This is a genomic window from Nostoc sp. (assembly GCF_036917575.1).
GTDB lineage: Bacteria > Cyanobacteriota > Cyanobacteriia > Cyanobacteriales > Nostocaceae > Nostoc.
The window spans coordinates 58,270-71,961 of record NZ_JBALDC010000028.1; the positions used below are offsets into that span (position 1 = coordinate 58,270).

The 13,692-nt window shown below is 41.6% G+C and carries 20 protein-coding genes; 17 read left to right on the forward strand and 3 right to left on the reverse strand.

Annotated features, from left to right (window positions below; genetic code table 11):
- Positions 1 to 7: 7 nt before the first annotated feature.
- Positions 8 to 208 carry a hypothetical protein gene (locus V7K79_RS06900; protein WP_335045955.1) on the reverse strand — a complete coding sequence of 67 codons (201 nt, stop codon included), beginning with the start codon at positions 206 to 208 and terminating at the stop codon, positions 8 to 10.
- 44 nt (positions 209 to 252) lie between these two features.
- Here V7K79_RS06900 and V7K79_RS06905 point away from each other — a divergent pair, with 44 nt between their 5' ends.
- The 8 genes from V7K79_RS06905 to V7K79_RS06940 all read left to right on the forward strand — a co-directional run bounded on the left by V7K79_RS06905 (position 253) and on the right by V7K79_RS06940 (position 5,422).
- Positions 253 to 750: a hypothetical protein gene (locus V7K79_RS06905; protein WP_335045957.1), complete on the forward strand. Its 498-nt coding sequence runs from the start codon at positions 253 to 255 to the stop codon at positions 748 to 750.
- 231 nt (positions 751 to 981) lie between these two features.
- Positions 982 to 1,338, forward strand: coding sequence for a hypothetical protein (locus V7K79_RS06910; protein WP_335045959.1), 357 nt, complete (start codon positions 982 to 984; stop codon positions 1,336 to 1,338).
- A gap of 84 nt (positions 1,339 to 1,422) precedes the next feature.
- The gene (locus tag V7K79_RS06915; RefSeq protein WP_335045961.1) at positions 1,423 to 1,590 is read left to right on the forward strand and encodes a hypothetical protein; all 168 of its coding nucleotides are present in this window, start codon (positions 1,423 to 1,425) and stop codon (positions 1,588 to 1,590) included.
- Positions 1,591 to 1,607: 17 nt separating this feature from the next.
- On the forward strand, positions 1,608 to 1,898 hold the full coding sequence (locus V7K79_RS06920) for a hypothetical protein (RefSeq protein WP_335045963.1): 291 nt from the start codon (positions 1,608 to 1,610) through the stop codon (positions 1,896 to 1,898).
- 24 nt (positions 1,899 to 1,922) lie between these two features.
- Positions 1,923 to 2,183: a hypothetical protein gene (locus V7K79_RS06925; RefSeq protein WP_335045966.1), complete on the forward strand. Its 261-nt coding sequence runs from the start codon at positions 1,923 to 1,925 to the stop codon at positions 2,181 to 2,183.
- Positions 2,180 to 2,449 carry a hypothetical protein gene (locus V7K79_RS06930; RefSeq protein ID WP_335045969.1) on the forward strand — a complete coding sequence of 90 codons (270 nt, stop codon included), beginning with the start codon at positions 2,180 to 2,182 and terminating at the stop codon, positions 2,447 to 2,449. The genes V7K79_RS06925 and V7K79_RS06930 overlap by 4 nt, the downstream gene beginning before the upstream one ends.
- Before the next feature lie 4 nt (positions 2,450 to 2,453).
- The gene (locus V7K79_RS06935; RefSeq protein WP_335045972.1) at positions 2,454 to 2,606 is read left to right on the forward strand and encodes a hypothetical protein; all 153 of its coding nucleotides are present in this window, start codon (positions 2,454 to 2,456) and stop codon (positions 2,604 to 2,606) included.
- Positions 2,607 to 2,803: 197 nt separating this feature from the next.
- Positions 2,804 to 5,422, forward strand: a complete 2,619-nt coding sequence (locus tag V7K79_RS06940) for an AAA family ATPase (RefSeq protein WP_335045973.1) — start codon at positions 2,804 to 2,806, stop codon at positions 5,420 to 5,422.
- Positions 5,423 to 5,551: 129 nt separating this feature from the next.
- Here the strand turns inward: V7K79_RS06940 and V7K79_RS06945 are convergent, their stop codons facing one another.
- Positions 5,552 to 5,803 (reverse strand): hypothetical protein, encoded by a 252-nt coding sequence (locus V7K79_RS06945; RefSeq protein ID WP_335045976.1) that lies wholly within the window; start codon positions 5,801 to 5,803, stop codon positions 5,552 to 5,554.
- Between the two features lie 79 nt (positions 5,804 to 5,882).
- Positions 5,883 to 6,485 (reverse strand): tyrosine-type recombinase/integrase, encoded by a 603-nt coding sequence (locus tag V7K79_RS06950; protein WP_335045977.1) that lies wholly within the window; start codon positions 6,483 to 6,485, stop codon positions 5,883 to 5,885.
- Between the two features lie 224 nt (positions 6,486 to 6,709).
- Here V7K79_RS06950 and V7K79_RS06955 point away from each other — a divergent pair, with 224 nt between their 5' ends.
- The 9 genes from V7K79_RS06955 (at position 6,710) to V7K79_RS06995 (ending at position 13,681) form a co-directional block, all read left to right on the forward strand.
- Entirely contained in the window at positions 6,710 to 7,045 is a 336-nt protein-coding gene (locus V7K79_RS06955) for a hypothetical protein (RefSeq protein WP_335045978.1), read from the forward strand.
- Between the two features lies 1 nt (position 7,046).
- Entirely contained in the window at positions 7,047 to 7,394 is a 348-nt protein-coding gene (locus V7K79_RS06960) for a hypothetical protein (RefSeq protein WP_335045980.1), read from the forward strand.
- Entirely contained in the window at positions 7,381 to 8,040 is a 660-nt protein-coding gene (locus V7K79_RS06965) for a hypothetical protein (RefSeq protein WP_335045981.1), read from the forward strand. Before V7K79_RS06960 ends, V7K79_RS06965 begins: the two co-directional genes overlap by 14 nt.
- On the forward strand, positions 8,037 to 8,657 hold the full coding sequence (locus V7K79_RS06970; RefSeq protein WP_335045983.1) for a hypothetical protein: 621 nt from the start codon (positions 8,037 to 8,039) through the stop codon (positions 8,655 to 8,657). Before V7K79_RS06965 ends, V7K79_RS06970 begins: the two co-directional genes overlap by 4 nt.
- Complete coding sequence (locus tag V7K79_RS06975; RefSeq protein WP_335045984.1) at positions 8,647 to 11,274, forward strand: hypothetical protein; 2,628 nt, start codon at positions 8,647 to 8,649, stop codon at positions 11,272 to 11,274. Before V7K79_RS06970 ends, V7K79_RS06975 begins: the two co-directional genes overlap by 11 nt.
- A gap of 5 nt (positions 11,275 to 11,279) precedes the next feature.
- Positions 11,280 to 12,251, forward strand: coding sequence for a hypothetical protein (locus tag V7K79_RS06980; protein ID WP_335045985.1), 972 nt, complete (start codon positions 11,280 to 11,282; stop codon positions 12,249 to 12,251).
- Between the two features lie 116 nt (positions 12,252 to 12,367).
- Positions 12,368 to 12,964 (forward strand): hypothetical protein, encoded by a 597-nt coding sequence (locus tag V7K79_RS06985; protein ID WP_335045986.1) that lies wholly within the window; start codon positions 12,368 to 12,370, stop codon positions 12,962 to 12,964.
- The gene (locus V7K79_RS06990) at positions 12,964 to 13,215 is read left to right on the forward strand and encodes a hypothetical protein (RefSeq protein ID WP_335045989.1); all 252 of its coding nucleotides are present in this window, start codon (positions 12,964 to 12,966) and stop codon (positions 13,213 to 13,215) included. The genes V7K79_RS06985 and V7K79_RS06990 overlap by 1 nt, the downstream gene beginning before the upstream one ends.
- A gap of 16 nt (positions 13,216 to 13,231) precedes the next feature.
- Positions 13,232 to 13,681 carry a hypothetical protein gene (locus V7K79_RS06995; RefSeq protein WP_335045991.1) on the forward strand — a complete coding sequence of 150 codons (450 nt, stop codon included), beginning with the start codon at positions 13,232 to 13,234 and terminating at the stop codon, positions 13,679 to 13,681.
- The last annotated feature ends 11 nt before the right edge of the window (positions 13,682 to 13,692 follow it).

The following is a 13,692-nucleotide window of genomic DNA, read 5'->3' on the forward strand; positions in this document are numbered from 1 at the left end:
ATAAAATTCATTTGTTGTAGGCGATCGCAATTTTCACCCTGAGTGCGATCGCCTTTTTACTTTCACTGCTAACCCTGCGATCGCTACGGCTTATGGGTGAATACAGTTGTAAATTGATACATTTATCATGGATGAAAGCTACGTGTTCAGCTGCTAACCCCGCGACGCTACGACTTATGGGTGAATACGGTTGTCGGTCATTGGGCATTGGGCATCAGGTACAGGGTGGTTCCGCACAAGGTCGAGGCGCGGGTGCTTTCTCCAGTTGCAACGCAAAGGGTTAGGCGTTGGGGAGTGGCAAATAATGGATTTTTGGATTTCCACTATTGCTATAATATTGCATATCCAGATATGCTTAGTCAATATTGGATTTCTGGATATGCAATAATTGAGAGGTTCATTAATATGACAATTAAACATGGCAAGCAGAGGACGTCCGAAGTCAGGCAGAGATGTGAAGGGAGTGAGCTTGAAGGTGAATCCAGAAGCTTGGGAACTTTTTCAAGATTTGGCGGAGAGTCTGGGACTTACCCGCTCTCAGTTACTAGAGAAGATTGCAACAAACCAGATACCGTTGTCTCAGGAGAATGGACAGTTAGTGGAATCCCTGGGAAACTCATCAGCCAGCTAATTGATGAGACAGAAAAACAGCTGGCCTATTACGAGCAACAGAGTGAAGCTTTGAGAGAAAGGCTTAAAGAGTTAAAGCAGATTCCTGAAAACCTTCAAGACATATCACATCAAGAATAAAGCCGTTTGCCTGATTGGGTAAACGGCTTTATTCGTGGCGTATTGTGCTGCTTGAAATGGAGTGCGATCGCCACGAATTGCTGATGTCGAGACAAATTTTAGTAAAACCTGATACCTAAGTAATGAATATCAACACTCAAAGATTCCAAGACAAATACGGGTATCCTCTGATGCCTACATCAGCGATACCCGTAGATGGTGGAACGAGTTGCTCTACCAACTCAATTCACTATGGACAGTTTAATCAATATCCTCTACCTAATCCGCAACTTGATTATCGGCTTTGTGCGTCTGATATATCTGCTAGAGCAGTTACAGCTAACACTCCAGAAACTCTTTCCCCGCAGACAAACACAAGCAAGTTATCAATCATCTCCACCTCGACCCAAGTCTGGTCAAAAGTGGTCAAAATCTTACCTCAACGACCCCAGGAACAGACAACTGCAACACGACTTGATTGCCATGCTCCACGGCGACATTGCCATAGCCAAGCGCTTACTTCAGCAACAGAGACAACTGCATCGCGGCCAGTCAGACAATTGGTATCTAGAGAAAGTCATAGAGGACTTGAAACGCGATCGGCGTTAATCAACTTCATTGCTAAAGTTTTGCGGCGGCTGATCAACACCAGGAACAGCCGCCATTTTTATTGACCAATCTTGATTACTAACCATGAAAGTGATTCTAAAAATTAGCACCGGGCAAACAGTCGAAACAGCAGAATTAACTGACTTTCTGGAATTCCCTAACTTCATTTTCAGTAAAGGACATCTTTACAAGCTAGTAGAGCGCAACCCCTCGGAGGCAACTTACCAGTGGGAAGAATGCTTGCATCTCTAACACCCAAGGATTAACTCATGACTCAGCACTCAACAGACCTTTTGCTAGCCCTTTGTAAACCCTACCTATTCGACCTACTGGCGCTCTTAGCCAAATCTGCCAAGTACGACGATGACCCAGCCTCCGACGTAGCGGAAGGAGAGAGATACAAATTTCCTTTACAGGTACTCGAAGTCGTCAACGAACTTAGTTACACAGACAAAGTTACAGCGATGAACGAGATTACCTACTGGCTAAGTTCATCTGAGGATCAGAAACAGAGATCGGAGGCACTCGCTGCCAAAGAACTCAGTAGCGATCGCAGTTAACCAATATCCATTCCCTAATAACCAATGAACAGACAACCAATTTACGTTGCTTATGCCGTAACCGATGACCAAGAAGGATTGATGCCCCTGTGCTGGCATACCTCTAAACAGAGGGCAGGCGAAGTAGGGCAAGCTCTTGCCAAACAAGACGAACTAGCTTTTTGGGGAATCTTTGGCTGCAATCACGCCGATTATCTAGCGGAAAGCACTTTCCCCAATGACCACCCACTGAACGCCTCCGCTCTCAAAAATCATACAGAAATTAGCGATCGCAATGGACAATGACTAAACAAAAAATTTCATCAAGGGTACTTAGGGCGAGAGGTCTAGCCATCTACGAGCTAGAGAAATTTTTCGACTATATCCGCACCATTGACCCAGACCTGGAATCTAGCCAAGCAATTGTGTTAGCTGCATCCGTGTTGGCTGAACTGCCAAGCCTATTCCAGCAAAATCCTGAGTTAGTAGATCGGATAAAAGACAGAGCCAATATAAAGTTTGAGCAACGGATAATTGACTACCAAAAAACCAACCTACCCAAACTTTCGTGACCTAATGAACAAGACAGATACCGAGATGCAGCGATTAGGCTGGACGGTTGACCAGGGTCGAGAGCATTTACAGAAATATTATGGAGTGCGATCGCGCTTGTTGCTGACCGAGGATGAACTAGATAACTTTCTTCTTTATCTACAACTCTCTGACTAGAACTCTAACTATGTCTTAACAGTAACTCCGTAAGTTACGACACGCAAAAAAAAACTCACCAACTTAGAGATTGGTGAATTCAACTAACAAAAGAAAATGAAAAAATACTTAAAAAGATTAGGCAGTAGAATAGCCTTCACTTTCGCATATTTTACCACATCAAATAACTCAAAACTAGTTAATCGGGGGATAAGAAAATGGTAGTAGTTCCCTATTCTTACACCGAAGAATTTAGCTTCAAACCTGATAACGACAGGCTACCACCACAGAACATTGAAGCAGAAGAATTAGTACTAGGTGGTATATTGCTTGATCCAAATGCTATCTATCGAGTTAAAGACAGATTAAGACCAGAAGACTTCTACATCGGCGCACACAAAGATATTTATCAAGCCTGTTTTAGACTCTCTAAAAAAGGATTACCAACAGACTTACTGCACGTTACTAGCTGGTTATCAGACCATGATTCACTAGTAAGAGTTGGTGGCAGAAACAAGTTAGCGACACTTGTCGATAGAACAGTTAGTGCGGTTAACATTGACAGCTTGACTGAGTTGGTTTTGCTCACAGCTCGACGTAGAGAACTTGTAAAAGTGTCTAACGAACTTAATCATTTAGCTTACGACACTGAGCTAGATTGGTCAGATATTTGTGTAGCTTCTAAAAGCAAAGTTCTCTCAGTAATTGAAACCCCACTTGCTCCAACAAAAGAAGAGAACGAGTTGTGGCATCACAAAAAGCTAATAAGTGAACTAGAAAATGTTTACCTGAAAACATCTGACCCTAGTCTGAAACTATACAGGCTTAATCTACTAGCTAATGCTCATCCTGAGATAAGAAAAGGAATAACAGGACTTGAAGACCTCTATATGAAATCGCTGTGCGCCACAGTCGAGCCACGCAAAAGTTTGGATCAACTTGAAGAGGAAATAGGAACAGAGGGAAGGAAATGGCTTTTGGGCGGAATCCTCGCACAAGCAACCACAGCCTTAGTGATCGCTGATGGTGGCGTTGGTAAAACCAAGTGGCTTTACGATTTACTCCACTGCATCGCCTCTGGTAAAAACTGGAATGGATTCCCTGCCACCTCTGACGGGCGACGGGTTTTGATTTACCAGGGTGACGAGTCAAAACACGATATGCTCCAGGCTCTAAATAAGCGCGGCTTCAAATCAGGTACAGAAGTTCGTGAAAGAACAGAGGTTAGATTTGGCTGGAATACCGATGCAATGCCGATTCTTTACCAAGATGCTGCTGAGTTTAAACCGGCTCTCGTGATGATCGATTCACTGACCTTTGTTAACCGCTACTCCCTTTACGACGAAAACAGAACAGAATATTCTCGCCCCGTTCTGGAGCTAAACAAATTTGCAGCAGAAACTGGGATAACCGTAGTCATCGTTCACCATACAAACAAAGCTGGAGGATCTAGAGGGACAACAGCAGTTAGAAACGCCGTCTCAGAAGTTATCAAACTGGAGAAAGACACCAATCCCAGCGCCAATCCCCAAGAGAAAATTCTCACCATAGAAAAATCGCGATCGCGCCGCTTCCCCGCAAGTTATCGCTTATTCTTCAACGAAGAAGACTTTAGTTTCTCCGTCTTAGAGGAAGTTGGTCAAGAGCTAGGTTCCCCGGATCTATCCACCAAAGATCAGATAATTAAATTCTTGATTGAACACGCCAACATTAAATATGAAGCTGAAGAGGTGGCCCATTGCATCAACACCACACCAGGTAATGCTCGACGATGTTTAGGGCAATTGGCGAGAGACGGAATAGTAATGCTTGATGAGAGAAACTTTAGTGGCACTGCAAAACTGTATTATATTGCCCGTGAACCAGAAATCTGTAGTATAACCAATCCTTTACAAACTGCAACAGTAACATCATCTCAGCGGATCACCTTGGGAAGCGATTCAAATGCTTGTCAAACATTGGAAATTAGCGATTCATCCCAAGTGTATAAAAACAACGGATCACCTAATGATCACCCTATGATCACCTTGACGGATCACCTTCTTAACAATTCTGCAAGCATTGCAGTACAAGAGTATGCCCCCAATTGTAACGAAGGTGATCATCTAAGTATGCCTGAAATGGCAAAAAAAATAGAATTGGAGCTTGAAGAAAAAACGCAAAAAAACGATGTTCAGATGATCACCTCTGTTACAATTGCCGAAAAGCTTTGTATGGCAGGCACTTCAAATTGTAACGAAGGTGATCCGCCAAGGCGATCGCAAGGTGATCATGAGGTGATCACAAGCGATCGCGATCGCATCGATGACAGCAGTGATGTACTACATCGTCCCAAACTATCAGAACTGGGTTTTAAAAACAGAGACACGATTCGGATTACGTCCTGCCCCGGCAGGCCGGAACTGATTGGGCGAGAAGAAACTATTGAAAGAATGTTCGATAGAAGCGTTAGGACAAAATCTGCACTAGTTTTTTCTCTAGGAGAATTTGAGAAATGCACTCCATCAAAAACTAGCCGGATTTCTACCAGTTTCCAGATAGGTGAATTCTGTCACTGCTCTCTGCACAACAAGCAAGCCATAATCAAGGAAATAGTTGTTACCAAAGGTGAAGCTAAAGTTATTCTTGCTGGCGACCCAGACGTAATTTGCGTAAAGTTGTCTGACCTAACAGCATTAGATTGGCAGCCAAGGTTGACTCAACCTGCTATGTATGGCGGAGATTTGGTGATGGTAGTGGGGTACAATTCCGGCAAAAGAGAGTATCAAATAGAAACCAGTACTAATAGAACCTACTACGTCAAAGCCAGTAAATTAAGTAACCCAATCAAAGCCTGACATTATAAGTCGGCAGATTGTGATCAACAAGTATCGCTAAACCATAAAAAAGCTTATGCCAGCAGTTGCCGACATAAGTACCCATTTGTCATTCGTAGTGTAGCTGAACGTGTGCTGCTGTATTTGAACTTATTCTCCGTCGTCATCGTCATCGTCGGCGTCATCAATAGAGATGACAATGCTCACGCTGGCAGACCCAGCCTCAAAACCGATGATGGAAAACGTTTCACCATAGGCATCTGTTAGACAAATATGTGCATCAGGCGGAAAACCTTGTAATTCTTGAATCAGTTGTTCTACGGTTAATTCTTTGGTTGCAGAGTCCATGATTTTCTCCTTTAAAAATGCGATCGCACTGATCAGAGGAGAGTGCGATCGCAAGTAGATCCAATATAGTGAGGTTAAATGTTAACCAAGTCCAGCCTATCCGTCGTAATGTAGTTTGTCACGGGCTTGGGGTTTAGAGAGTAGCGATCGCGTTTTTCATGTCATCGTCACTCACTTCGATATATGCCGAAAGCACTTTTAAGTCAGCGTGACCAGTAATTTTTTTAATCATCGCCAAGTTAATACCCTTATTCGCCAGATTGGTAATGAAGCTCCGGCGGGTGCTGTGGGTACTAATTCCGATGGCCGATAATCCAGCTTTGTCAACCGCAGCCCGTAAAATTGTATCTGCCCGCCTTAAGGTAATGGATTTGTCGTCATCACGAGATGGGAACAGCCAAACAGAATCTGACTCTGGCTTGTATCCAAGCAATATCTCCTTAAGGACTGGATGCACTGGCACTTGTCGATTTTTATGTTTAGCTTGTTGTGCCTTACCCAAGATGTTAGGTTTAGCCTTGCGCGTTCTAGCTCGAAAATTGATATACTCACGTGGGTTCCCATCCTTGGCAAAAACATCGGCGACTCGCAGCTGCACCAACGCCCCCCAGCGCTCACCGGTGTACCATGCTAAATCAAAAAGTAGTTTATACTTGCGGCTTTTAATCTTGTTGCGAATTTTCGAGTAATCCGCATTTGTGATAATAGCCGCTTGACCTTCTCTATCATTTTTCATTCGACCAGTTTTTCTTCTGCTAACTGTTCCGGTTTAACCATTGACGTTGGTTAAACCGGAATATTCTTTTGTTTAGCCAATAGCTAAATCTGGCTTAATCCTATTGCCTGCAAGGGTTTTACGTCCTCAGCAAATGTGCTGGTTTTACATAAAACTGGAACATTTACATAAATTTGGAAGCCGCATACAACGGATTTAATCCCTTCAAGAAAAAATCTAATTTTATGACCACAAAGCCAACTCTTGTGCAAGTATTCGGAGCAGGTGCAACACAGGATACCAATACAATTACTATCCAAAAATCAGCACTTGTTTCTGTCGGCTTGACCGCTTCTGCGACTAACACCGCTGAAAGCTTGTTGACGGCGGTTATTTTACAAGCACAAAATACATTAACCACGGTCAATTATGATGCCAACATTGACCAGTCAATCACAATCACACCAGGTTTTATCCCAACATTTGTTATTCGCAATAACAATCAATATCGTCAGGACACTGTAACAGTAGCTTTTGAGAAAGCAGCAGGTATTGCAACTATTGACCCTGACGATTATTAAGATGCAACGTCTTACCCTTGCTCAAATATTTGGGGCAGGAACTTCCCAGGACATGAATGTTTTGATTATCAACAAAGCTTCTCTCCTGGGATTATCTGCTACCACCAATAACACCGCAGAGAGTTTACTAGCAGCTATTTTCGTTACGGCACTGCAAAATTTTCAAGGTGCTATCACCGATGAAAACGATGTTACTCTTACGGATGAAAATGAACAACCCATTGCTTTTGACAACTCAGAAGCTTTTGATGGAATAGGGTTAATGCAGTGGAAACCATTTTTTGCCAAAAAAGACATTATTTTGTACCAAATAAACCAAATAATCGCTTTTATTTATGTCCCAAATTAAAGATATTGCAATTGAAAAAACCACCGCTGATAATGGCGATTACCTGGTAATGCAAAACCCCACAACAGGGGAAACTTATAAAATCAAAGTATCAAACTTTTTGGCAGGCTTGTCAGGATTACCAGTAACTCCGGTACTCCATCAACTTACGTTTGCTTTCAGTGGTGATGCCAACGGATTATTTTACTACTTGGGAACTAACAAAGGCGCTACCGTATGGAACAACCCTGCTAATAGATTATTAGCGGTAACTGCAAGTAGCATTGGTTCGGGTGATCCTAATACATTGTCTAACAGACAAGCTGACCAGTTTTACACTGGCGACCTTGCCAACAGTTGGGTAATGTTTGAGTTCGTAGGACAACTCAAATGTCAATACTACTCAATAAAATCTAGAAGTAATGACAGTAATTTTTACCCTAGAACATGGAAGTTGCAAGGCAGTATTGACGGTAGCACATGGGTTGACCTTGATAGTCAAAACAATAATGCCACCTTGGTATCTGCCGGACAATGGCTCTCATTGCCAATTTCGGCAACAGTCAGTTATTCCAAGATGAGAATATTGCAAAACGGATTAGATTCTAGTGGTTACAACTACTTCTGCCTAGATGAAGTGGAGTTATATGGAGAATATACACCGTGAGCTACTGTAATTCGGGAGACAAGGTAACAGTAACTTACGTTTTTGGTGATAAACAAACTAGTGTATTCAAAACATCCCAATCACCCATTGAAGTTGCCACAGAAAACTATCAAGATAATAGTACCTCAAACTTTGATGCTAATGGCTTTCAAATAACCTTTAATAGCCCACAAGGGCAATATGGAACAATAACAGCAGTAGTAACAGATTACAGTATAGAGTTTTACGATTTCGGCGCTTTTCATCCATACACTGGCTACTATATCAATCTCGTAAGGTGTGGCGAAACTTCTTTTCCCCCAATAACCGAAGGTGACAAAGGTGCTAAGATGTCTGACCTTAATTTAACAATAGACAGAACTGTAAAATGTCCCATTGTTAGGTCAACATCGGGGCTTTGCGAAATAAAAGTACTTGTTGGCGGTAAAACAATATTTTCCGCACACGGGAAATGTCCGGTGACTTTTGATGTAGCCTGTGGTGATGACTGTCCTGAAGGTTTTTGCAAATGCAAATCGTTAGGTTATCCAGGGTATTGCTGCTTAGACTGTGCTGTTGTTGCGAGTGAAATTCATTCAATTACTCAATCACTAAAAATTAAAAATAATGGCAGATAATTGCGCTCAGTTATCGGCTGAAATTTCAGCACTAAGGGCAGAAATAGCACGAATACCAAGGGTGGACGAGGCAAGAATTGTACAGACAACGCGAGCCACACTACAGCCAGAAATTACCTCTGCCATTACCAGCGCTGTATTGGCAGTTGGGAGTAAACTTCAGCCTCAGATTGATACACTAAAACAACAATTGACTGCATCAATAAACGGAAATCACGCTCAGGTTCAATCCCTTGTAGCAATAGCAATTGGGGGTGTTTTTTCTTCGCAGTTTAAACCCGCTATTGATGCAGCAGTGAATGTTAGAAATTCTTCTTTTGCGGATACTCTCAGGCAAATGAAAGCTGCTATAGGCAATAATGAAGCAACCGTTAAAAAATCGGCACAAGATGCTGAACAGGCATTGGGTAAGACGGCAACTTTTGAGAAAACTTTGACTAGCATGAACCAGGCTGTAGCAGATGTAGCAGCTACTTCAAAAGTTACAGAGGCTAAGTCTGTCAAGACTCTTGAAGAGGCAATGAACGCCGTCAGAGAAGCGGAACTCAGTAAAGGTCTATCCAGTCAAGCGATTCAAAAAAGCGAAACAGTAGCGCAGGAAACCGCAAAAGTCGCTCAATCTGTGGCTAATACTAGCAACGAAATATCGGGACTTCGAGGGGTTGTTAACGGCATAGGAGGTAAGGTCAATGCACTAGGCAATGCAATTGGCAAGCTTGAAAATGCTGTAGGTAATGCACTAGTTCAATCAGCAAAAGCAATTGGCATCAGCGAAGAAGCACTTGGTAAAATAGGAGGTTTTGCAGGTAAGTTCTTAGAGATTTTTAATGTCATCGCTACGATATTCACCATCCTTGATGGAATGGCAACACGTCAGGTACTAGGTGAGCGCATTGATGCTGTTGAACGTGAAATAGAAGGCGTGAATAGTAGCGTATCAGCAATACTAGGAAAACTATTAGGATTACAGAACCGCATCGGTGGTAATGAATCATTAATCGCACAAGTACGAAATATCGCTATTGACGCACTGAATATTGGTAGCAAAGCAGATGCTACAGCTAAAAACGCTTTTGTGTTTGGTGTTACAGCAGACGCGGAGGCGAAGCAAGCCCAACTAACGGCAGATGGTGCAGTACGCAACGCTGCAACAGCCAATGAAAATGCCACAATCGCATACAAGCAAGGTATCAAGGCAGAAGGTGTTGGGGAGCAAGCCAAACGTATTGCTGGCGATGCATTAGGAAAAACAGGCGTGGCGCTGACTACGGCGTTGACGGCGATCGCTTTGTACCAAGGGATAAAGTCGCTTAGAGGAATACCTGGCATACCTGGAAGACAAGGTGACAGGGGATTTCAAGGATTACCGGGCATACCTGGAAGACAAGGTGACAGGGGATTTCAAGGATTACCGGGCATACCTGGAAGACAAGGTGAGAGGGGATTTCAAGGATTCCCAGGTCAAAACGGGACACCTGGAACAAACGGAGTAACAACAGTAATACAAATCCCAGGCAGAGACGGCAGAAATGGAATTAATGGAACGCCTGGGCGTAGTGGTCGGGACGGAACAAACGGTATGAATCCAGCACAAGAAGCAAGTCTCAGGGCACTAATAATTCAGCAACACAGCCAAACACGAGCAAATAGCACATTACAACATACTGGCACTAGGGCACAAATACAAGCATTCATTGCGGCTGCAATTGCACCAGTATTATTTATTTGCAAACAGATATTTGACTTAATAAATAAAGCCGGAGTAGTGGCACAAACTGCACTATTAACTATTATTAATAACAAACTTGGTAATCAAGTAGTAGGCGGAATATCTGGTTTAGTGACATCAGTCGCACAAAATACGTATGTTGAGAAGGCACTTTCTGTTCTTACTTTTGCGGCGACAATTCACAATGCTTTAATGCTAAGTAATAACCTTGCTCAAACATTAGGAACAATTATTGACCAAGTATTAGGATTTATCTTACCAAAAGGACTTGATGGTACTCCTATTAGTATCAACAACGTAATTGGAAAAGCTGTACACGAGATTGTTGCTGATACTATTGGTGAAGCTAATTATCAGGAGATATCACAAGATTGGGCAAAGGCTAATAGAATATATCAAGCTAGTGTGAATGTTTTTAACCAAATTGGCAACGCAGTTGGTTTGGTCACTGCTGGCATGGAGGTAATTGGTGGTAACGTCGCTAAGATTGGTAACGCTCTGAAAATTTGGGGTGTAATTGGAGAGAAAGCCTACTCATGGATGAACCCCCAACCTAATTTAAAAGGTAAATTCTTCAACTTTATTAATAATGCCACAGCAGAAGCCAATACTATTGCAATGATGGTAGCGATACCTATCGGAATATCGGCAGCAGCAGTTGAAATAAATAGCAGTGTTGGCGCTGTCAAAAAAGAATTAACCCAAGAAGACCCCAAAGATGCAAACGGTAACCCAGTTAAAGACAGTTTAGGAAACGTAGTCAAATATCAACCTGGAGTAACAGTACCAGATCCAACAGCAACAACAACAGCGCAAGAACAAGCCAAAGCCGATAGCAAAAATATTATTGCTGCAACTTTAGATGACATTTTCGACGGCGACGATTAATAAATATGGCCGACAATATCCCAATTACTATTCCTCCAAGAGACGAGCAGGGTAAACAACTGCCGCCAACCTCTGATATTGCAACGGGTGCTACAAAAGCACCTTTTACCCCATCAATCAATGCAGTTACGCCACCAGATGACAAATTACCCGATAATTTTCAACCTTTTGAGCATTTGCAAGAGGTATACATTCCCCAACACAATGCACTTGTCAGGCAATATTTTTCGGATCATGCACCCGACTGGAAACCAAACATAGCAACCGCTCGTAGCAGCTTAAGAGTTGCTTGCACAATGTTGGATAGTGACAATCAATTGATGATGAGTTTGAGGCATCATTTATTATTTGATTTGTTAGGGTATGCAAGAAAAAATTTAGCGGTATATTATGGCTCAAGAGAAAATATGGAGCCGCCTGTAGAAGGGCATCCCAAAGTAGTCTTTTATTTTTCTCAAGATTCTCAATCTGTGCCAGCAATACAAGACTATAAAGCTGATGCAGAATACAGTGTTCGGTTAATGACTTTAGAGAATACTTCTCTTACTTTACATGAAAAGTTAGTGGAAATAGCGACTGAGATTAAAACCCAGTTTGTTCAAAATAAGCAGGGAATTATTCACGCCAAAGGAAACCTTTGTATTAGTTATAAAGACACCAAACATGGATTTCCCAATGGTTCAAAAATTTTATCTAATAATGAAACAGATGGAATAAATATTTATCAAAAAATTTGTAATGTAATTGACGTACCATTTGATGAATTAAAAATAAATGTTGGTAATCCGAAAAAACCTAGTACTACGGGAACAGTTACAGAAACTCAGGTAATTATGGGTAAAACCCGTAAGAAAAGAGCTTATCGCAGAGTAGTAAATATTCGATTTCGGTATGCTTACGCACTTATTCCCGGCGAACCACAACCAGTATTTTTGATAGACACAACTCGTAGATATAATCCCTTAGTTAAAATTTAAATTGACTTCAAATAAACCACGCGAAAATTAAGGGAAATATAATATATCTCCGAAAAACAGACCACGCTAAAACCGTTGCTATGGTTGAATTGCAACCAAGTTTTATTAAAAAATAAATGGCTTATAAAGATATTAGTCGTGGTGTTCGTCTCGCTGCTGATCATGCTAAATACATTGCATGGCTAGAGAAGGATACAGCATCTCGGCAAGCAGCTTATGCAGCTATTACAACTGCTGCCAATAAGGTAAAAACCGAGCGAAGTGCTGGCGCTATTATTCCATTTGATACAAGTGGAATAAATCTTGTTTATCTTCCTGCTAGATTAATTGCAGCTACCCAAAATGGCAGAGGATCGGCGCTAGCTAATACGCTGCGAGGAGTTGTTGCTGATTATACTTTTACTACTGCCAAACTTGCAGCTTTGACTACTCCCAACGTCATAGACAATGCTAAAAATTTCAAGTTTGCCAAATTAACAGTTATTCAACGAGTGACCACAGCCACAACCAAAGAGGCTTCTCGAATTACAGGAAGAATGTATTACAGGCATGAAAATGATTCTGTAACTACTCATTTTGGGAAAAAGCAAGCATCGGATACTTATGACACTGTGGTTACGGCAATTAAGGCAGAATCTACTTTCACTGCCTTATTTACTGGTAGTGAAAATGCCGTAGCTAGTCGTTATCGCTTCGTTCCTGAAGGTGTGTAATGTCAATTGCATCTGATAACAATTTGTTGTGGGTTTCTTCAGACCTTAGTGATTTATTAACTGTGTCTGTTGAAGGGCAAGCCGATAACTCTACTGTTCAAGGAATGCTTATTGTTAATGGTGCTGCTAGTCAATGGTTGACTGGTGCAATGGATGATTACACTTACTTTGAATTATTAGACCATTACGGCATTGACCCGATTAACTTTGTTGGTGAAGTCGAAGAGCATATAGCTTTGTTAATGAAGTAATTTTCGACTACTTTAAATGACCAGGAACTTAGATTTATCTACTGAATCCAATTGGCAACTGATGTATTCAGTGTCTATTCCTCCAACGGTGTTAGGAACTGTTAGAAATAAGACTTATTATGCCAAAATTACCCCAATTCGTCCTGGGGTAATTCTGGATAAAGCAGTATTGGGTATTGCAATAAACACTGCAATACCCACTGGCAAGCAATGGTTTTACGCTGGCAGTCTTTTCCGATTCACCGATTCATCTTTAGGTGAGATATACATTGACGAGCAAAAACCATTGTTTTTGGGTAAATTCAATTTAGCAATTTTTGATAATTTATCAAATAACTATCAATTACAAATCAATATTCCTAAATGGTTTATTTCTTGTAATTTATCAATTTACCAATATGAAGGAGATAGTCGCACAAAACTGGAGCAGGAATTAGCTGCTATTACATTAGCGGTAACTCATTAGTAATTAGTCAA